Origin of the sequence: Streptomyces sp. ISL-11 (assembly GCF_018614525.1) — a bacterium.
Taxonomy (GTDB): domain Bacteria; phylum Actinomycetota; class Actinomycetes; order Streptomycetales; family Streptomycetaceae; genus Streptomyces.
In genome coordinates this window covers 164,477-183,021 of record NZ_JAGGOL010000029.1, presented here as the reverse complement: position 1 = coordinate 183,021, position 18,545 = coordinate 164,477, and the positions used below count along the sequence as shown (strand labels likewise).

Annotated in this window: 18 protein-coding genes and 1 tRNA gene; 9 read left to right on the top strand and 10 right to left on the bottom strand. The window is 71.6% G+C overall.

Features of this window, described 5'->3' with window-relative positions:
* Positions 1 to 95 precede the first annotated feature (95 nt).
* The 3 genes from J7E86_RS08715 (at position 96) to J7E86_RS08705 (ending at position 3,390) form a co-directional block, all read left to right on the top strand.
* Positions 96 to 1,877, top strand: coding sequence for an alkaline phosphatase D family protein (locus J7E86_RS08715; RefSeq protein WP_215080957.1), 1,782 nt, complete (start codon positions 96 to 98; stop codon positions 1,875 to 1,877).
* Positions 1,878 to 2,031: 154 nt separating this feature from the next.
* Positions 2,032 to 2,520: a DoxX family protein gene (locus J7E86_RS08710; RefSeq protein WP_215080956.1), complete on the top strand. Its 489-nt coding sequence runs from the start codon at positions 2,032 to 2,034 to the stop codon at positions 2,518 to 2,520.
* A 231-nt stretch (positions 2,521 to 2,751) separates the two neighbouring features.
* Positions 2,752 to 3,390 carry a DedA family protein gene (locus J7E86_RS08705; protein WP_215080955.1) on the top strand — a complete coding sequence of 213 codons (639 nt, stop codon included), beginning with the start codon at positions 2,752 to 2,754 and terminating at the stop codon, positions 3,388 to 3,390.
* 316 nt (positions 3,391 to 3,706) lie between these two features.
* Here the strand turns inward: J7E86_RS08705 and J7E86_RS08700 are convergent, their stop codons facing one another.
* Entirely contained in the window at positions 3,707 to 3,931 is a 225-nt protein-coding gene (locus J7E86_RS08700; RefSeq protein ID WP_215080954.1) for a hypothetical protein, read from the bottom strand.
* 147 nt (positions 3,932 to 4,078) lie between these two features.
* Positions 4,079 to 4,753, bottom strand: a complete 675-nt coding sequence (gene snpA / locus J7E86_RS08695) for a snapalysin (protein WP_215080953.1) — start codon at positions 4,751 to 4,753, stop codon at positions 4,079 to 4,081.
* Positions 4,754 to 4,963: 210 nt separating this feature from the next.
* On the opposite strand from snpA, the gene J7E86_RS08690 reads away from it, so the two are divergent.
* Together J7E86_RS08690 and J7E86_RS08685 are read left to right on the top strand one after the other, a co-directional pair.
* Positions 4,964 to 5,947, top strand: a complete 984-nt coding sequence (locus J7E86_RS08690) for a LysR family transcriptional regulator (protein ID WP_215080952.1) — start codon at positions 4,964 to 4,966, stop codon at positions 5,945 to 5,947.
* Positions 5,948 to 5,988: 41 nt separating this feature from the next.
* Positions 5,989 to 6,405 carry a hypothetical protein gene (locus tag J7E86_RS08685; protein WP_215080951.1) on the top strand — a complete coding sequence of 139 codons (417 nt, stop codon included), beginning with the start codon at positions 5,989 to 5,991 and terminating at the stop codon, positions 6,403 to 6,405.
* A gap of 51 nt (positions 6,406 to 6,456) precedes the next feature.
* Here J7E86_RS08685 and J7E86_RS08680 read toward each other — a convergent pair.
* Positions 6,457 to 6,531, bottom strand: a tRNA-Val gene (locus J7E86_RS08680).
* A 180-nt stretch (positions 6,532 to 6,711) separates the two neighbouring features.
* Between J7E86_RS08680 and J7E86_RS08675 the strand changes: the two genes are divergently transcribed.
* The 3 genes from J7E86_RS08675 to J7E86_RS08665 all read left to right on the top strand — a co-directional run bounded on the left by J7E86_RS08675 (position 6,712) and on the right by J7E86_RS08665 (position 9,223).
* Positions 6,712 to 7,488, top strand: a complete 777-nt coding sequence (locus J7E86_RS08675; RefSeq protein ID WP_215080950.1) for a DUF4097 family beta strand repeat-containing protein — start codon at positions 6,712 to 6,714, stop codon at positions 7,486 to 7,488.
* A 73-nt stretch (positions 7,489 to 7,561) separates the two neighbouring features.
* Positions 7,562 to 8,953: a hypothetical protein gene (locus J7E86_RS08670; RefSeq protein WP_374223777.1), complete on the top strand. Its 1,392-nt coding sequence runs from the start codon at positions 7,562 to 7,564 to the stop codon at positions 8,951 to 8,953.
* Between the two features lie 54 nt (positions 8,954 to 9,007).
* A complete protein-coding gene (locus J7E86_RS08665; protein WP_215080949.1) occupies positions 9,008 to 9,223 on the top strand; it encodes a zinc ribbon domain-containing protein in 216 nt (71 codons plus the stop codon).
* A 138-nt stretch (positions 9,224 to 9,361) separates the two neighbouring features.
* On the opposite strand, the gene J7E86_RS08660 is transcribed toward J7E86_RS08665, so the two are convergent.
* The 4 genes from J7E86_RS08660 to J7E86_RS08645 all read right to left on the bottom strand — a co-directional run bounded on the left by J7E86_RS08660 (position 9,362) and on the right by J7E86_RS08645 (position 14,635).
* The gene (locus J7E86_RS08660; RefSeq protein WP_215080988.1) at positions 9,362 to 10,021 is read right to left on the bottom strand and encodes an O-methyltransferase; all 660 of its coding nucleotides are present in this window, start codon (positions 10,019 to 10,021) and stop codon (positions 9,362 to 9,364) included.
* Between the two features lie 83 nt (positions 10,022 to 10,104).
* A complete protein-coding gene (locus J7E86_RS08655) occupies positions 10,105 to 10,908 on the bottom strand; it encodes an HAD family hydrolase (protein WP_215080948.1) in 804 nt (267 codons plus the stop codon).
* Entirely contained in the window at positions 10,905 to 13,451 is a 2,547-nt protein-coding gene (locus J7E86_RS08650) for a phosphoribosyltransferase (protein WP_215080947.1), read from the bottom strand. Before J7E86_RS08650 ends, J7E86_RS08655 begins: the two co-directional genes overlap by 4 nt.
* Entirely contained in the window at positions 13,448 to 14,635 is a 1,188-nt protein-coding gene (locus J7E86_RS08645) for an HpcH/HpaI aldolase/citrate lyase family protein (RefSeq protein ID WP_215080946.1), read from the bottom strand. Before J7E86_RS08645 ends, J7E86_RS08650 begins: the two co-directional genes overlap by 4 nt.
* A 182-nt stretch (positions 14,636 to 14,817) precedes the next feature.
* On the opposite strand from J7E86_RS08645, the gene J7E86_RS08640 reads away from it, so the two are divergent.
* Entirely contained in the window at positions 14,818 to 15,795 is a 978-nt protein-coding gene (locus J7E86_RS08640; protein ID WP_215080945.1) for a TerD family protein, read from the top strand.
* A gap of 127 nt (positions 15,796 to 15,922) precedes the next feature.
* Here J7E86_RS08640 and J7E86_RS08635 read toward each other — a convergent pair whose 3' ends face one another.
* The 3 genes from J7E86_RS08635 to J7E86_RS08625 form a co-directional block, all read right to left on the bottom strand.
* Positions 15,923 to 16,675, bottom strand: coding sequence for a Tellurium resistance (locus J7E86_RS08635; protein WP_251018819.1), 753 nt, complete (start codon positions 16,673 to 16,675; stop codon positions 15,923 to 15,925).
* 96 nt (positions 16,676 to 16,771) lie between these two features.
* The gene (locus J7E86_RS08630; RefSeq protein ID WP_215080944.1) at positions 16,772 to 17,902 is read right to left on the bottom strand and encodes a DUF475 domain-containing protein; all 1,131 of its coding nucleotides are present in this window, start codon (positions 17,900 to 17,902) and stop codon (positions 16,772 to 16,774) included.
* Between the two features lie 48 nt (positions 17,903 to 17,950).
* Positions 17,951 to 18,526 carry a TerD family protein gene (locus J7E86_RS08625; protein ID WP_215080943.1) on the bottom strand — a complete coding sequence of 192 codons (576 nt, stop codon included), beginning with the start codon at positions 18,524 to 18,526 and terminating at the stop codon, positions 17,951 to 17,953.
* Positions 18,527 to 18,545: the final 19 nt, after the last annotated feature.

Here is an 18,545-nt window from a genome sequence, read left to right as displayed (position 1 = left end):
GCCGGGCGGCCGGGTGACGGGGTGAGCGACCGTCACCGGAAACTCCCCGCTCCTCCCCGTCGTTCCGTACCGTACGGAACGACGGAGGAGGCCGTATGACGGCAGTTCTGCGGCTGGGGCCGCTGTTGCGGTACGTCGACTGGGACACCGGTACGAGCGCCACGGTGTGGGTGGAGGCCGACCGGCCCTGCGAGGCGGAGGTGCGCTGCGCGGACGGCGCCGGCGGCACGGCCCGCACCTGGCGGATCGCCGGGCACCACTACGCCCTGGTGCCGGTGACGGGGCTGCGGCCCGGGAGCACGACGGCGTACGGGGTGTTCCTGGACGGCGAGCGGGTGTGGCCGCCGCCCGGGTCGCTCTTCCCGGAGAGCGTGATCCGCACGCCCGGGCCCGCCACCGACACCGTGCGCGTCACGTTCGGCTCGTGCCGCTGGGCGGCGCCGCCCCCGGAGGCCGGCGGCGGCCCGGGGGACGCGGCCGGGCCGGACGCCCTCGACGCGCTCGCGGCCACGCTGGTCCGCGGCCACGGCGAGAACGCCCAACCTCCGGACGTCCTGCTGCTCTTGGGCGACCAGGTCTACGCGGACAAGACCTCCGAGGCGACCCGGCGCCGGCTCGCCGCCCGCCGCTGCCCGGCCGAACCTCCCGGCCATCAGGTCGCGGACTACGAGGAATACACCTACCTCTACGAGGAGTCCTGGCTCGACCCGGACGTGCGCTGGCTGCTCTCCACCGTCCCCAGCCTCATGATCTTCGACGATCATGACCTGATCGACGACTGGAACACGAGCGCGGCCTGGCTGGCGGGTGCGCGCGCGACGCCGTGGTGGCAGGAGCGCGTCCTCGGCGGACTGATGTCGTATTGGGTCCATCAGCACCTGGGCAATCTCTCCCCCGCCGAGCTGGCCGCCGACAAGCTGTACCAGGCGGTGTGCGAGAGCGGGGACGGGACGCAGCCGCTCCGGGAGTTCGCCGTCCGCGCCGACGCCGACCCGGCCGCCGCCCGCTGGAGCTACCGCCGCGACTTCGGGCGGGTGCGGCTGCTGATGGCCGACACCCGCACCCGGCGCGTCCTGGAGGAGGGCCGGCGGGCCATGCTCGACGCGGCCGCCCGGGACTGGCTGCGCGACCAGGCGCTGGACGCCCCCGGCTCGTACGACCACCTCCTCATCGGCACCTCACTGCCCTGGCTGATGCCCTCGGCCGCGCACGACGCGGAGGCGTGGAACCAGGCGCTGTGCGCCGGGGAGCGCGGGCCGCGCTGGGCGCGCCTGGCCGAGATCCTGCGGCGGCGGGCCGACATGGAGCACTGGGCGGCCTTCCCGGCGTCGTTCGAGGCGCTCACCGCGCTCGTCGCGGAGGTGGGCGGCGGCCCGGAGGCGCCGGCGACGGTGGCCGTGCTGTCGGGGGACGTCCATCACGCGTACGTCGCCGAGCCCGCGTGGCCGGCGACGCGGCCGGTACGGAGCACGGTGCTGCAGCTGACGTGCTCGCCGGTGCGCCAGAAGGTCCCCGGCGCGCTGAGGCTGGCCTTCCGGTTCGGCTGGAGCGGGGCCGGCAGACGCCTGGGGCGCGCGCTGGCGCGGCACGGGCGGGTGGGGCGCCCGTCGATCGGCTGGCGGCGGACGGGCGGGCCGTGGTTCGGCAATCAGCTGATGACCCTGACGCTGCGGGGGCGTTCGGCGCGGCTGCGGCTGGACCAGGCGCGCACGGAGAAGGATCTGGTGACGGCGCACGAGGCGACGTACGAGGCGACATACGAGGCGGTGCCGGGGGCGACGAACGGGGCAGCGTACGGGCCCGGTGGCGCGGCCGGTCCGCCGCCGCCCCGCACCCCCGTCGAACGGCCCGCCCCTCTTACGGACATTCCGGATTGAGGCGCGGCGCGCGGTGGCACGGGCCGCTTTACGTGCATGTTCCATCGATGCGGTCGCCATAAGGAATCAAGAACTTGAACTTGCAAGTATCGATTAGGCGAACCTAACCTGGACCCCTCGTTGTTTCCTGTCCCCCACACGAGGAGCCCTCCCCATGGCCCCCACGACCGCTCCCTCCGCGTCGCCGTCCGCCTCCGGCACGACCGGCACCGGCGCCACCCAGGCCCCCGCGCTCACCGAGCGGCTCGACGCCGTCCGCCCGTACGCGCTGTCCGCCTTCCGCATCGTGGTCGGCCTGCTGTTCGCCTGCCACGGTGCGGCGTCCCTGTTCGGCATCCTGGGCGGCGCGGCCGGCAGCAACGGCGGCACCATCGCGGCGGGCACCTGGCCGGGCTGGTACGCGGCCGCCATCCAGCTCGTCGGCGGCGTCCTGGTCATGCTGGGCGTTGGCAGCCGCACCGCGGCCCTGATCTCGTCCGGTTCGATGGCGTACGCGTACTTCGACGTGCACCAGAGCATGGCGCTGTGGCCGATCCAGAACGGCGGCGAGGCTTCCGCGATGTTCTGCTGGGCCTTCCTGCTGCTGGTCTTCACCGGCCCCGGCGCCCTCTCGCTGGACCGCCTCTTCCGCCGCGACCGCTGACCCGGCGACGGCTCGTGGGGGCCCGGCACGGCCGGACCCCCACGAATGGGCACGCACCGGACACTCGCGACCCGGTACGTGTCCGGACTCTTCCGGCACGTGATTCGAACAACATCACCAGCCCCGCGCACACGTCACAACAGCCCCAGGCGTACGCTGTGCGGTTGTGAAGGCCGCCCCTGCCGCTCCCCTGCGACGTCGCGGCGGGGGACCGTACCGGGAGATCAGGACGTGCTGCAGCAGTTGGGGGCGTTGGCCGACACGCCTTGGATCTATGTGATCGTCGGGCTGTCCGTTCTCCTCGATGTCTTCCTCCCGGTGCTGCCCAGCGGCGTCCTGGTGATCACCGCCGCCACCGCGGCCGCGGGCACCGCCGCCGACGCGGTGGGCGACGCGGCCCGTGGCCACGCCGGCTTTCCCGAGATGTTCGCGCTCGTGATGTGCGCGGCGACCGCTTCGGTCCTCGGCGACATGGTCGCCTACCGGCTCGCCTGGCGCGGCGGCGACCGCTTCGACCGCGCCATGGCCCGCTCGCGCCGCCTCACCGCGGCCCAGGCCAGGCTCGGCACGGCACTGCTGCGCGGCGGCGGTCCGCTCGTGGTCGTCGCCCGCTTCGCGCCGGCCGGACGGTCGGTCGTCAGCCTCGGCGCCGGTGTGATGCACCGCAGAGTGACGGAGTTCCTGCCCTGGTCGGCGCTCGCGGGCCTGACCTGGGCGGCGTACAGCGTGAGCCTGGGCTACTTCGGCGGCCAGTGGCTGGGCGCAACCTGGCTCGGCACGGCGGTCTCGTTCCTCGCCCTCTTCGCGGCGGGGCTGGGCGCGGCATTCGTCGTGAAGCGGCCGCGGACGTCCGAGGCGCGAGCTCAGTAGCTTCCCGTAGTCCCCGTTACCACCGCAGCCGTAGCCGCGTCCGCGCCGCGCGCACGACGGCGCTCACAGGGGGCGTACGGGCGCCCGTACGCGCGTGTAGGCGCGGGCGCGCGCGGAAGGGCACGCGGAGGGCACGCGGAGAGCGCGCGGAAGGCACGCCGGAACACGGGATCACCCCGCCCCGGACCCGCCTTCGGACCCGCCTTCGGATACGACGAAAGGCCGCAGCCACCGGGCAGGACCGTCGTCGCGCTCGGTGGCTCCGACCTCCGGGCAGGTGAAGCGTGGGGTCACAGCACTGTCGCGACGGTCGCGCTCAGAGCTTGGTCAGTTTCGTGTACGGGCCCGGGATCCGCTCCTGTCGGGAGGCGAAGTCGACGAGCACGGCGATGTCGTCCTCGACACCGATGACCCGGCCGAGGCCGTAGCGATCGTGTGTCACACGGTCTCCCACAACGAACCTCTGCACGGGACCGGGGACGGGCGGAGCGTTGAAGGGACTGGTGGGCAGATGCCGTCGGTGCGCTGCTGGCTTCGTCATTGCTCTCAGTATGCGCCCTCGGCGGCCCGGTGGCGCCCGCGAACTGGACGACGGCCCGGTTCCGGGTGGGGAACCGAGCCGCCGCGATCTTGAGCAGGAGGTCGCCGGACCTCACCGCACAAGATCATTGAATCTCATCGGACAAGATCAGTGGACCTTGGTGAAGGCGTCCTTGTCGAAGGCCGTCAGACCATTGGCCCACAGGCTGTTCACCCGGCTCTTCTCCGCCGCGTTCGGGTAGGCGTTCTGGCACGACGTGCCGGGGCCGCCGCCGGACATCAGCTCGCTGCACGGACCCGAGTAGTGGTCCGGCAGGCCGAGGACGTGCCCGGTCTCGTGCGCGGTGACGCGGGTGGAGTTGTACTGCTGGTTCTGCCGGTAGTCGAGGAAGACGTAACCCCGGCCGTGGCCGTCGGTGCTGGCGTACGAGCCGCGGGAGTCGTTCCCCTCGTAGTAGCGGAAGTCGGCGTTGCTGCCCGCACGCAGCTGGACGTTGCGCACGGAGCTGTTCCAGATCTGCGCGCTGCTGGCTATCTGCGACGCGAATCTGGGTGCGCCGCTGGGGTCGTAGGTGACCGTGACGACCTTCAGACCGGGCGACTTCGCCGCCTTGGCCTTCGCGGACTTCATCACGGCCTCGAAGAACGCCTTGTTGTTCGCCTGCTCGGCCGCCGAGCCGACGTACGACGACTGGGTGTACGAGGAGGGTGCCGCCTGCGAACCGGCGCCGGCGGACGCGGCTCCGGCGGGTACGGCGGTCATGGTCGCGGTCGCCAGGCCGAGGCCGAGCGCAGCCGACAGCACCATCGTGGAGCGTTTCATGTGGGGGACTCCATTCGTGCATTCGTGCCGAGAACCCTGGGTCGCATGGGTGGGTCGACCGGGGGCCCGTCGGGTGAACTGCTGGTCCCCGTGAGTCTCTGACGAGTAATCAGTGGTGCGGATGATGCCAATCGGCCATAGCACCGTCCAATCACCCGCCCTGCCCCGCTGTGCCTGGTGTGACCTGCGAGGTGCGGTTATGCTCCCCCCGTGGAGCTCGAGGTCAGGCACCTCCGTGCGCTGTGCGCCATCGCCGACGCCGGAAGTGTGCGGAAGGCCGCGTTGCAGCTCGGCATGACCCAGCCCTCGCTGACGACTCAACTCCGGCGCATAGAAAGCGCCGTCGGCGGCCTCCTCTTCACCCGCGGCCAGACCGGCAGCCGCCCCACGCCGCTGGGCGACTCCGTACTCTCCCGCGCGCGGCCCATAGTGGCCGAGATGACCGCCCTCGTCACCGCCGCCCGGGACGCCGCGACGGGCGTGGGCGGCGCGCGGCTGCGTGTGGGCAGCGTCGGCAGCCGCGTGGTGACGGGCTGGCTGCGCCGCCTCCACGCCCGCTTCCCCGACACGGACATCTCCATCCACATCGAGGTCTCCGCGAACACGCTGCTGCAACTCCTCGCGACCAACCAGCTGGACGTCGCCTTCGTCCACGAGACCGACGGCTTCCCCCTGCACACCCCGGCGGGCGTGGAACGCCGCGTGCTGCTCGCGCGCGAACCCCGCTTCGTCGCCCTGGCCGCCGGCCACCCGGCGGCCGGCCTGCCCTCGGTCGGCCTCGAACGGCTCGCCCACGACCCCTGGATCGTGGACCCGACCGCCGACCACGAATGGGCGGCCCTGCGCCGGGCGTTCACGAAGGCCGGGCTCAACCCCCGCCTGCTGCACGTCCGCGACAACATCACCGCCGCGGACCTGGTCGCCTCCGGCGAGGCCGTACGCCCCTGCCAGCCCACCACGGACCCCACCCCCGGCACGGTCCTCCGCCCCCTGACCGGCACCCCCCTCACCGCCGAACTCTCCCTGGCGACCCGCACCGCGTCCCTGCCACCCCAGGACCTGACGTCCCTCTTCACCGACCTGAGCGCCGCCTACCGGGAGGCGGCCACGAAGAACGAGACGTACCGGGAGTGGCTACGGACCCACGGCAGCCCACTCCTGCGCGGCACGGCGGGCACGGCACGGAGGCCATGACCCCGACGTGCGCGGAAACGCCACTGATCTAGCCTTTGTGCATGCGCATCGATGAGATCTCCTCCTGGCTCGACGCACATGGCGCGAGCGCGAGCCCGGTGGCCATGGCGGCCGAGTTCGACGCGTATCTCTGCACGCTGCCGTGGTCGGGCTGCGGCATCGACTGGCAGGACCTCCCGCACCGCTCGCTCGCACTGGACGGCGTCTCGGACGACGCGGCGGTGGAATGGGCCCGGCAGACGGCCATGGCCCGGCACGACCACGTACTGCTGATCGATTCGGCTTCCGAGCCGGGAGTGGTATGCCGCTTCGAGGACGCCGTGCGGGACTTCGAGCTGCTGTCCCACCGCCCGGAGCTGTACATGTGCGGCGTCGACCTCGTGGGCACGGAGGTACGACCGTCCTTCGACCGCTTCATCGAGCGGCGGTCCTTCATGACGCTCAACGCCCGCGTGTGAGTCCGGGAACGCCGAAGACCCCCAGCCGTGGCCGACTGGGGGTCTTCGCGCTGGTGGGCACAGACGGATTTGAACCGCCGACATCTGCTTTGTAAGAGCAGCGCTCTACCGCTGAGCTATGCGCCCTGGACGAAGAGACAGCCTACATGGCCCGGGGCCGGTGGTCGCAAACGTGGGCGGGGGTGGCGGGCGGGCCGGGGGTTATCCCTACCTTCGATGCGGTAGCGGGGTGCATTCCGCCCGGTCGGGCCTCTTCATAGGGTGATCATCAAGCCCGCCGTCCCCGCTGCCCTCCGGAGTCCCCACGTGAATGCCCGCGCCCGCACCCGTTCCGCCGCCCGGCTGTCGCTCGCCGTCGGCGGGGTACTGATCGCCGGGGCCGCCCTGACCGGCTGCGGGGGCGCCGATGCCGACGGCGCCGAGCCGGAGTACAAGGCGTTCGCCCTGGCCGGGCGCGAGCTGAGCGTGGACTCGGACAACTCGGGGATCGAGCTCGTGCCGGGCGACGGCAAGGAGGTGAAGGTGACGCGGTGGTTCGACGGGTGGTCCGTCGGCGGTTCGTCGCCCAAGGCCACGTGGGAGGTGGACGGGAACACCCTGAAGCTGCGCGAGCACTGCTCCGGGATCGGCTCCCACTGCCAGTCGAAGCACCGGATCGAGGTGCCGCGCGGCGTCAAGGTCACCGTCAAGGACGACAACGGCCGGGTCACGGCGAGCGGCTTCGAGACCGACCTGGAGATCCATTCCTCCAACGGCGAGGTCCACGTCACCGACTCCACCGGCGCCCTCGACCTCTTCAGCTCCAACGGCAACGTGATCGCCACCGACACCGGCGCCCGCCGGGTCCGGGCCCGGTCCGACAACGGCAACGTCCGGATCGCGCTGAGCCGCGTCCCGGACCGGGTGGAGACCTCCAACAAGAACGGCAACATCACCATCACCGTGCCGCGCGGCTCGTACGACGTCGACGGCCACAGCAAGAACGGGAACGTCACCGTGGACGTGCCCAGCCAGGACGGGAACCCGCACACCATCACCGGGCACAACACCAACGGCAATGTGAAGGTCACCAACGCGAACTAACCGCCCCGCGCGTTCGTCCTTAACGGTGGGAGAATGGCATCCGGGCCAGGGGCGATCCATCGGGAGAGGGCAAGTGACGGCGACCTTCGCGCAGTCCGTACGACCGGCACGTCGCCGCACCAGCGCTGTGGCGGCCCTGGCCACCGCGGTCCGCGACACCGTCACGCTCGCACTGCTGCCGCTGCCCCTGCTGCTCGCCGCCGCGCCCGCGGCCTTCGCCGGCGGCGGTACGCGCCGCTGGGGCCGGGGCCGCGGGGAGGGCCAGCGGGCGGACGCGCAGGCCGCGAAGGACGCGGCTGCCGCGGCGTTCTACGAGCTGGACACCGCCCAGCGCGACCTGCGGATCTCCATCGAGACCATCACCGCGGTCGACCCCTCCCCCGCCGCCCGCAAGGCCGCCGGCGACTTCGCGGCGCTGGGCCACCGCATCGACGAGGTCTCCCACACCTACATCGGCGCCGTCGACTCCCACGACCTCGACCGCGACGACCTCGACGCCGGGACCGCCGCCCGCGCCCGTACGGACCTGACCAAGGCCAAGGACGAGCTGCTGCGCGTCAAGGCCGACCTGGAGCGGTTCGGGCAGAGCCTCGGACCGCTGCTGGCCACGGCCGAGACCCAGCTGGCACGGCTCGCCCCCGCCGTGGAGCGCGCCCGGCAGGGGCTCCTCGCCGCGAGCGGCGCGCTGGACGCCGTACGGGCCTCCGGGCTCAAGGCCGACGACCTCGCCGCCCGCCTCGCGGCCCTCGCCCCCGAGCTGACCAAGCTCAACCAGGGCGCCGGCCAGCACGGCGTACAGGAGACCATCCAGCGCGCGGACCGGGTGGTGCGCGAGGCCGAGGCCATCCGCGGCCAGGCCGAGACCCTGCCGGAGAAGGCCGCCGACATCGACAAGCGGCTGGTGTCGCTGCGCACCCGGGCCCAGGCGATCACCACCCGCGCCGCCGGCGTCGAACCGGTCCTCAGCGAGCTGCGCCGCCGCTACAGCGCCGCCTGCTGGCAGGACCTCCAGCGGGTGCCGGAGGAATCCTCCCGCGCCGTCGCCCAGGCCGAGGAGAAGCTCCAGGAGGCCCGGACGGCACGCGCCGAGCAGTGCTGGCCGGACGCGCTGGCCCGGCTGTCGACCGTACGGGCCCTGCTGAACACCACCGACGAGGCCGTCTCGGCCGCCGGCGACCGGTTGCGCAGGCTCGACGAGGTCTCCTTCGACCACCAGAAGGAGGTCGAGCGCACCCGCTTCGCCATCCGGGACGCCCAGCGGCTCGCGATGGCCGGGCGCAGCACGCCCGACCCGCGCCATGCCCGGCCCCTGGACGACGCCGTGGCCCGCCTGGACCGGGCCGTCGCGGGCCTGGAGGGACGGCACCCGGACTGGTGGGCGTTCCTCACCGAGACGGAGGCCGTGCGGCAGGCCGCGGCGCGTGTGGTGCAGGAGATCCGGGAGGAGCGTGGGGCGGGGCAGTGACCCCTGCCCCGGCCGGCCCGGCGGGTCGCCCCCGCGGCTGGTTATGCTGCGCGCATGCCTCGCTATGAATACCGCTGCAAAGCGTGTGGTGACACGTTCGAGATCAGTCGGCCTATGGCTGAGTCGTCGGCGCCGGCGGTGTGCCCTGAGGGGCATGCGGATACGGTGAAGTTGTTGTCGGCGGTTGCGGTTACGGGTGGGTCCGGGTCCTCCGCGCCTTCTGCCGGTGGGGGCGGAGGTGGGTGCTGCGGAGGTGGGTGCTGCGGGTAACGATCGCCGCCGGCCGGAATCTTCCCCACCCCGCCCCTTCCCGTAACCGGGGCTCCGCCCCGGACCCCGGTCCTCAATCGCCGGACGGGCTGGGGTGGTTGCCCGGACGGGCTGGAGTGGTCGCCCTGCAGACTGAAGTCATAGGCGCCGCGCCAACGTCACCCCATCCGCCACCGTCAGCATCACCGACTCCATCCGCTTGTCCTGCGCCACATGCGCGTTGAACGCCTTCATATGGGCCGCCGGGCTGCCCGGCGCGGGAGCGGTGACCTCGCCGCTGAAGAGGACGTTGTCGGCCACGATCAGGCCGCCCGGGCGCAGGCGCGGGACGAGTTCCTCCCAGTAGTCGATGTAGCCGTCCTTGTTGGCGTCGAGGAAGGCCAGGTCGATGTGCGGCTCGGTGGGCATCGCGCGCAGGGAGTCCAGGGCGGGGGCGATGCGCAGGTCGACGCGGTCGGCGACGCCCGCGTCCGCCCATGCCCGGCGCGCGTAGGCCGTCCACTCCTCCGAGATGTCGAGGGCGACGAGCGTGCCGTCTGCGGGCAGCGCCCGGGCCATCGACAGGGCGGACAGGCCGGTGAACGTGCCGACCTCCACCACGTGCCGGGCGCCGGTGAGCCGGACGAGGAACGCCAGCAGCGGTCCCTGTTCCCGCGCGACCTGCTTGATCGCTTGGTCGGGCAGGGCGCTGTGGGTGATGTCGACGAGGGCGCGCTGGGCCGGGTCGAGCGGCGGGTTGTGGGCGAGTACGTACGTGTACAGCTCGGGAGTGATCTGCGGGCCCTTGAACTCCGGCACGTCGTTCACTGCATCCACGGCATTCTCCTCGGCGGCTAAGGGAGTTGCGGGCCCCGAGGGGGCCCGGCCACGCACCGCCGAGGTTACGCCGTCGCCTCGCCGAACGCCCTGATGATTTCCTCCCCCGCCGCCACTCCGCGCGCCGCGAGCGCCGTGACGTGCGGTGCGGTCCAGCCGGCGTCGGCAAGCTCGCCGTGGCCCGGGCGCCAGCCGCGGCCGGCGGCGAGCAGCAGGTCGGCGTCGAGCAGCGAGTCACCGGCGGCGAGGACCTCGGTGGCGTCCACGCGCCGGGCGACCTCGGCGACCGCCGCGCTCTTGGTGAGCGGCGCGGGCACGGCGTAGAGCTTGCGGCCCTGGAGCGAGACCGACCAGCCGCGGGCCTCGGCCCACACGGACAGCTCCTTCACCCAGGCGTCGGGCAGCAGCGGGCGGTCCACGACGAGGTAGGCGAAGAGATCCTCGGCGGTGCGCTCCTTGAGCAGCCACGCCGGGTCGGCGGTCCGCACCAGATGGGCGCGGACCTCGTCGAGCGTGGCGCACTCGGCGGCCAGCCGGCGCTCCACACCGCGCCGCCAGCCGGGGTCGGACTCGCCGCGTACGAGCAACTCGCCGCCATTGGCGCAGATCGCGAACTCCGGTACGGGGCCGGGCAGCCGGATCCGCCCGTACTGCGCGCGGGTGCGGGTGGTGGTGGGGACGAAGGTGGTGGCGGTGGCCAGGGCGGCGAGCGCCGCGGCCGCGGTCTCGGTCATGTACGACAGCGGTTTGCGCTCGTAGACCTCGACGCACAGCAGGCGCGGGGCGTGCGCGTCGGGCATGGTGAGGTCGAGGGCGGCCGTGGAGTAGATGAGCGTGCGGTCGAGGTCGCTGGCCACGAGGTGTGTCACTGGCCCGCCACCGCCTTGCCGTCGGCGCCGGTGGCGCCTCTGGTGTAGCGGGGGTGGATCAGGCCGACGCAGCTGTACGGGAGGCCGTCCACCTCCTCGACGGGCACGCCCCGCTGTGCGGCGAGGAGCCGTACGTGGTCGAGGTCGGCGCCGGTGCCGCGCTGGGCGAGGATCTTCCACGGAACACGGCGCAGCAGTACGCGCGTGGTCTCGCCCACACCGGGCTTGACCAGATTGACGTCGTGGATGCCGTACTCCTCGCTGATGCGCTCGACGGCGGCCCAGCCCTCCCAGGTGGGGGTGCGGTCGGCGGCGGCCATGTCCTTGGCGTCGGCGACGACGTCCTCGCGCACCTCGGCGAACCGGCCCTCGACGGTGGCGAGAAAGTCGCGGGAGACATCCGCGCCGGCCAGCTCGCGGTAGTACTTCGCGCCGTGGAAGTCGCCCGGCCCCACGAGGTCGGCGCGCAGAACCGTGCGGGAAATGAGCCCGGAGACGGTGGAGTTGAGGCAGGCGGAGGGGATGAGGAAGTCGTCGCGGGTGCCGTAGGTCTCGACGCAGTGGCCGGGGTCGGCGAGGACGGCCATGCGGGGGTCGAAGCCGTCGGCCGCGCGCAGGGCGTCGGCCAGTTCGCGGGTGATGGCGCCCTTGCCCGTCCAGCCGTCGACGAAGACGACGTCGGAGGGGTCGTGGTGGGCGGCCAGCCAGCGCAGGGCCGCGGCGTCGATGCCGCGGCCGCGCACGATGGAGACGGCGTAGTGGGGCAGGTCCAGGCCGTGCGCGTGGCGTGCCCAGCGGCGCATCAGGACGCCGACGGGGGTGCCGGCGCGGGCGAGGGAGACCAGGACCGGCCGCGGGGACCGCTCGGCGAGGACGGTCTCGGTGACGACGCCGACGGCGCGCGCCACGCGGGCGGCGGACGTTTCCAGGGCGGCGTGGAAGAGCGCCTGGTACTCCTCGGTGGGCTGGTACTCGACCGGCAGCGACTCGGCATAGTGCGCGCCGCCGCTCTGGATCGCCTCCTCGCGCTCCTCGGTGGGCGCCTCCAGGGTGACCCCGGAGAGGTCCTGGAGCAGCCAGCCGACGTCGTCGGGCTCGTACGAGGAGAAGGCGGGGCCGCGCAGCGGTCGGTGCATGGGTGAGGCAGCCTCGGGGGTGTAGGAGGGAACAACAGCGAGCAGTACATGCGGAATATGACCGGCGAGCCGCTCCAACAACCCACCGGGACCGTGCAATTCAGGGGTATCGGCGACCGAATCGACCACCACCACAACGGCATCGAACCCGCCGCCCGCGACGTTGTACGCGTACCGCTCGCCGGGCCCGTCGGCCGGCCCGTCATGCGCGGGAAAGGCGATACGTGTACGGATCGCGTAACCAGGATCGTCGACGGGAAGCACAGGCGACCGAGTGGTGGTGGAAAACCGCACGTCGACGGCACCACAAAGAACAAGCTCCAGGGCCTCGGCAACCCGCAACGGCGCGTACATCAACTCCTCATGACCGAGGACGAGAACCCGCTCGACATCACCCGGAAGCGCGTCGACGACCCGACGGGCCATACCCGGCAGAGCAGCCTCCAGCCGCTCCCGGTGCACCGGCAGAAACCCGTGCCGCCCGCCATCAGGAACTCCACCGGGCCAGCCGAGATCGACCCGCGCGGGGCCGGCCGACGAAGCACGGGAGGCGCCGGGGTCGGAGGGGTGGGGGTCCGGGGCGCTGACGTGTATTTGCGGGCCCGATGAGAGGGAGCTGTCGCGATTCGGGGTGCCGGGCCCGTAAATATACGGCCCCGGACCCCCACCCCGGAGGCCCCGGCGCCGCTCCCCACGCCCGCCGGCGACGGCCTCGTACTCGGCGACGAGCTCCTGACCGCGTTCCAGCACCCCCGCCAGCAGCCGCACCGTCCCGGAGGCCAATGCCACCAGGTCCACACGGGCACCCAGCTCGGCCGCGAACTCCTCCAAACGGACGCGGTCGACGTCCGAGCGCATGTCGACCAGCGCGACGACCACATACCGCTCCCGCGGAAACCGCGCGTGAAGCGCCGCGATCGTGTTCAGGACCGTACGCCCCGTGGAGAACTCGTCGTCGACCAGAACCAGCGGCCCGTCGCCGGACAGCAGCTCCGGATCCTCCGGCAGCAGCAGATGGGAGGTGGCGTGGCTGTGCTCCTCCTCGAAGCCGCCGACGGGCCGGACACCGGGCACCGGCCGCCGGGTGGAGTGCAGATACGGCGCGAGCGCGAGACCGTCCGCGACGGCGTGCCCCAGTCCCGTGGCGGTCTCGGCGTAGCCGAGGACGACGGCCCGCCGCGCCTCCACGTCACCGAGCAGCTCCCGCACCCGCAGCCCGAGGCCCGCGCCGACGCCGTACACGCGCGTGGGCGGACTCGGCACATGCTTGCCCAGCACGTTCGACACGAGCAGATGCGCCCGCTTGGGATTGCGCCGCAGGGCGAGCCCGAGCAGCTCCCGCAGCCGCTCGTCACCGTCGAAGGAAACGCCGAGCCGGTCGGCCACCCACTGTCCCGACCAGGTCATTCCGTCGTCCCCACGCTCGCCGCCAGCAGCTCCACAAAGCTCACGTCCTCCCGTGCGACGCCGAACACCTCGGCGCGCAGCATGATCCGCTCGGCCCAGGCCCGGTGCGGCTTCACTTCGTTCATTTTGTTGGTGTACGAGGAGCGCAGCACTCCACCGCCGTCGAGATCGGGCCGCAGGATGTCCTGGGCGTCGCTGTACTCCTCGTGGCTGACGACGGACAGCGCGTGCACGGGGGCGACGTGCGAGGGGTGGATGCAGGTCTTGCCCTGGAGGCCGTTGGCCCGGTCCAGGTGGAGCTCGCGGAGCAGGCCGTCCATGTCGTGCTGGATGAGGGCGGTGCGCAGGGCCTCCGCGGGACCGGCGAAGGGGCTGCGGCGCAGCTGCGGCTTGAACATCCGCTCGTGCTGGCGGAAGTACTCCCAGACGGGACCGGTCACGGTGAAGCCGCTGCCGTCGGCGCGGCCGAGGACGTTGACGACGTCACCGATGACGGAAGCGACGAGCTGGACGTCGTAGGCGGTCATGTCGGGTGCGCGGCGCAGCCCGTACGCGGAGCAGAAGTCGGTGACGCCGAGCCGCAGCGCCAGCACCCGGTCGCGGTATTTGTCGACGGTGCGGGCAATGCCGGCGAGGGTCTCGGTCCGGGTCTCCAGATGGAGGAGTTCGGGCGATTCGAGGACGGGCATGGCGTACAGCCGCCGCCCGCGGGTGCTTTCGGCGCCGGTCAGCGCTTCGAGGAAGGGGACGCCGCGTTCCTCGGTGAATTTCGGGAGGACGAACCCGGACAGCAGCCGCCCGGCGGGTCCGAGGCGCCGTACGAGGTCGGTGATCTGACCGGGCTCGCGGACGCGGATGAACAGCAGCGGCAGGCTCGGCCCGCCCTCCGCGTCAGGCGGGCGGAGCTGGTCCAGCCGGGCGAACTGACGGACGAGGTTCTCCTCGGCGGCCTCGACGTCGGCGTCGCCGATGGAGTCCTCCAGGCACACGACCATGGAGACCACGCCGCGCTCGCCCTGTTTGACGACGTCCTCGGCGAGGGCGGGCCGCGTGCCGGGGCAGTAGAGCGTGGCGCCGAGGGCGACGGCGAGGGTGCGGGCCGGGGAGTCGGCGTCGAAGACGCCGGGCTCTCTATGGAACAGCCCATTCCGCACCGAGGGCGCAAGGTGTTCGAAATGCCTCATTACTCTCCCCGTTTACCGGACCGCCCAGCGGGCCGCCGTGCCGAAGCATGGCCGATTATCGTACGTGCGGTGGTGGGTCAAGAGTTCCCCAAGTGCATGAAAATCTCATGTCCCGCATGAGTCGTTACGGTGATCTCCCCCTGCGTTGTCCGCGGCCGGTGCGGGAGGGCAGGATTGCGGGCATGACGCACGCCATGCTGAAGGGGTCGAACATCCCGCTGGACGCCCGGAACGTACGGGCCGTACTGCGCTGGACCCCGGGGCCGGGCGTGCCGGACGTCGACGCCTCCGCGCTGCTGGTGGGCGAGAACGGCCGGGTGCGCTCGGACGAGGACTTCGTCTTCTACAACCAGCCCCGCCATCCCTCCGGCGCCGTCCGGCACCTGCGGAAGAAACGGCTGGTCGAAGGGGCCACGGACGCGATCGAGGCGGACCTGTCGACGCTGGAGCCCTCGGTCGGCCGCGTCGTGCTGGCCGCGTCGGCCGATGGCGGTGACTTCGGGCTCGTACGGGACCTGTGCGTGCTGCTGTACGACGTGGCGCCGGGTGGCCCGGGGCAGGACGGCGAGCCCTTGGCGCGCTTCGAGGTGCAGCCGGAGACGGGCTCGGAGACCGCGATGATCTGCGGTGAGCTGTACCGGCGCGGGGAGGGCTGGAAGTTCCGGGCGCTGGGGCAGGGCTACGCGTCCGGCCTGGTGGGGCTGGCGACGGAGTACGGGATCTCGGTGGAGGAATCCGAGGACACCGGGGGCTCCGCGACGGGGCCCACGGGGGTGCCCGCGCAGGGCCCGGCACCGGACCCCGAGCCCGTACGGCCCCCGGAGCCCGTACGGCCCCCCGAGCCGGCACCGGAATCCGACCGGCCGACCGGCCCACCGCCCGCGCAGCCACCCACCACACAGCCACCCGCCGCGCCGCCGTCCGGCTACGGCTACCCCCCGCCGCCCCCCATGCCCCCGACGGCGCCGGTACAGCCCGCTTACGGCTATCCGCAGCCGCCGGCACCGGCGCAGCCCGCCTACGGCTATCCGCAGCCGCCGGCGCAACCGCAGCCGCAGGCTGCGCACCAGCCGGCCTACGGCTACCCGCAGGCACGGCCGGTGCCGGACCCGGCCTTCCGTCTGCCGCCACAGGGCCCGCAATTCCAGTCGAACCGGTAGCGGCCGGACGGAACCGGCGGAGGGGCGGGCACGTCAGACCTCCGATGCCGACGACCCGCGAAGCCTCCGAAGCCCTCGCCACCCGGCCCGTCCCCGTCAGAGACAGGTCAGAGACTGAGACAGACGTTCAGACCTTCGACGTCTTGTACCCCCGCCCCCACTGGAGCCCCCACCCGTAGAGCCGGTCGAGCTCGGCCTGGAAGCCGTAGACGTACTTCATCTCGCGCCGGAGCGTGATCTCGCCCTTGTTGTTCTCCAGCATCACCACGGCGCACGACCGGGCCTCCGGCGCGCGCTCGTGGAGCGGGATCTCGATCCGGGGGCCGTTGCCGGGGTAGAGCGTCACCATCGCGTGCGTACGGTCGAACGCGGGGGTGCCGTCGTAGATGTAGACGAAGATCAGCAGTCGCTTGATCTCATCCCGATGGTCCATGTTGACGTAGATGGTCTCGCCGGATCCGGAGCCGAACCGGTCGTCGCCGCTGAGCTGGACGTACGGCGGGCTGTTGAGGCTGCCCAGTATCGAACCGAGGGGCTGGACTACGCCTTTCGAGCCGTCCTTGAGCTCGTACATGCAGGCGAGGTCCAGGTCCACGTTGACGAAGGCGGGCCCCTGCGCCTGCACCATCTCGGGCCGGAACTTGCGCAGCGGATGCCGCAGCCCCTCACGGATCGGCGGCCTCTCGGCGAAGTCGGAGGTCCGCATCCGCCAGGAGAGGTTGACCCGGAGGTTTCCGGTGACCGCCCCCTGCTTGGTGAGCGAGAACGTCGGGTGGCGCTTGGTGAGCTCGACCGCGCCGTTCGCGCCGCCGAAGTCGAACTGCTGCTCGCCCGCCCGGCCCCAGTTGCCGAAGAATTTGTCCCAGATAGCCATGGCCATCAGACCCCCACCCATTCGAGCTCGAAACGCCGCGGGGCGGCCGTGAGGTGACCCTCACGACCGCCCCGCTCAGAGCGTTCCTCAAATGTGCCAGGGTCACACCCCGGAGGAGACCTCGGCCTTCCCCTCGGCGGCCTTGGCCTCGGCGCGGTTGCGCCGCACCGAGGACCAGAAGGACCAGCCGATGAGGGCCACGCCGATGAGGCCGGTGACGACCTCGGGGATCTCGTACCGGATGCTGGCCATGAGGATCACGGCCAGCGCGCCGATGGCGTAGTGCGCGCCGTGCTCCAGGTAGACGTAGTCGTCCAGGGTCCCCTGGCGGACCAGGTAGACCGTGAGGGACCGTACGTACATGGCGCCGATGCCCAGGCCCAGCGCCATCAGGACGATGTCGTTGGTGATGGCGAAGGCGCCGATGACACCGTCGAAGGAGAAGGACGCGTCGAGGACCTCCAGGTAGAGGAACATGAAGAACGCGGCCTGGCCGGCGAGCACGATGGCCGGCTTCTTCTTGCCGCTCTTCCTGGCCTCTTCCTCGGCCTCGTGCTCACGCTCCTCCTCCTCTTCGAGCTTGTCCTCGAAGTAGCCGGAGAGCCCGCCCACGATCAGGTAGGTGATCAGACCCGCGATGCCGGCGAGCAGCACCGTGGACGCCTTGTCGACGTGCGTGCCGCCGTGCTGGTGCGCCTGCGTCGCGAAGGTCATCGCCGAGACCATCAGGACGATCAGCGAGATGCAGACCGACAGCATGTCGATCTTGCCGAGCTTGGCCAGCGGCCGCTCCAGCCATGCCAGCCACTTGATGTCGCGGTCCTCGAAGATGAAGTCGAGGAAGATCATCAGCAGGAACATTCCACCGAAGGCCGCGATGGCCGGGTGGGCGTCCGTCACCAGCTCCTGATAGTGGTTCTTCTCGTTCAGGGCGAGGTCGACCGCTTCGATGGGCCCGATCTTGGCGCTGATCGCCACGATGACCACGGGAAAGACCAGTCGCATACCGAAGACCGCGATCAGAACACCGACCGTAAGGAAGATCTTCTGCCAGAAGGCATTCATCTTCTGCAGGATTCCGGCATTGACGACGGCGTTGTCGAAGGACAGCGAGATCTCCAGGACGGACAGGATCGCGACGATCCCGAACGCTTCCCACCCTCCGTAGAGCACCGCTGCGGCAAGTCCCAGGGCGGTGACGCCAAAGGACCAGCCGAAGGTTTTCAGAAGCACTGGCCACCCAATCGTGTAAGTACGGGTTCCCCCGCGCCATGCGCGGCTTTACGAAACGTTGACCCCGAAGTCTAGGGCGATGCCGCGCAGACCTGACGCGTACCCCTGCCCGACGGCTCGGAACTTCCACTCGCCGCCGTACCGGTAGACCTCGCCGAAGATCATCGCGGTTTCGCTGGAGGCGTCCTCGCTGAGGTCGTAGCGGGCCAGCTCGGAGCCGTCCGCCTGGTTGAGCACGCGGATGTAGGCGTTGCTGACCTGGCCGAAGCTCTGGCCGCGGGCGTCGGCGTCGTGGATGGAGACCGGGAAGACGATCTTGTCGCAGGCCGCCGGGACCTGGGTGAGGTCGACCAGGATCGACTCGTCGTCGCCGTCCCCCTCACCGGTGAGGTTGTCGCCGGTGTGTTCGACGGAGCCCTCGGGGCTCTTGAGGTTGTTGTAGAAGACGAAGTACTCGTCACCGAGCACCCGGCCCGAGGCGCACAGCAGGGCGCTGGCGTCCAGGTCGAAGGGGGCTCCGGTGGTGGAGCGCGCGTCCCAGCCGAGACCGATGGTCACGTTGGTGAGGTTCGGTGCGGCCTTGGAGAGGGAGACATTGCCTCCCTTGGCGAGCGTGACGCCCATGATCTTGCTTCCTCCCCGA

Coding starts and splice junctions, on each gene's coding strand:
- J7E86_RS08640 (WP_215080945.1), top strand. CDS start 14,818: ATGACGCACGCCATGCTGAAGGGGTCGAACATCCCGCTGGACGCCCGG.
- J7E86_RS08645 (WP_215080946.1), bottom strand. CDS start 14,635: ATGAGGCATTTCGAACACCTTGCGCCCTCGGTGCGGAATGGGCTGTTC.
- J7E86_RS08650 (WP_215080947.1), bottom strand. CDS start 13,451: ATGACCTGGTCGGGACAGTGGGTGGCCGACCGGCTCGGCGTTTCCTTC.
- J7E86_RS08665 (WP_215080949.1), top strand. CDS start 9,008: ATGCCTCGCTATGAATACCGCTGCAAAGCGTGTGGTGACACGTTCGAG.
- J7E86_RS08715 (WP_215080957.1), top strand. CDS start 96: ATGACGGCAGTTCTGCGGCTGGGGCCGCTGTTGCGGTACGTCGACTGG.
- J7E86_RS08625 (WP_215080943.1), bottom strand. CDS start 18,526: ATGGGCGTCACGCTCGCCAAGGGAGGCAATGTCTCCCTCTCCAAGGCC.
- J7E86_RS08685 (WP_215080951.1), top strand. CDS start 5,989: ATGCGCATCGATGAGATCTCCTCCTGGCTCGACGCACATGGCGCGAGC.
- J7E86_RS08635 (WP_251018819.1), bottom strand. CDS start 16,675: ATGGCCATGGCTATCTGGGACAAATTCTTCGGCAACTGGGGCCGGGCG.
- J7E86_RS08700 (WP_215080954.1), bottom strand. CDS start 3,931: ATGACGAAGCCAGCAGCGCACCGACGGCATCTGCCCACCAGTCCCTTC.
- snpA (WP_215080953.1), bottom strand. CDS start 4,753: ATGAAACGCTCCACGATGGTGCTGTCGGCTGCGCTCGGCCTCGGCCTG.
- J7E86_RS08710 (WP_215080956.1), top strand. CDS start 2,032: ATGGCCCCCACGACCGCTCCCTCCGCGTCGCCGTCCGCCTCCGGCACG.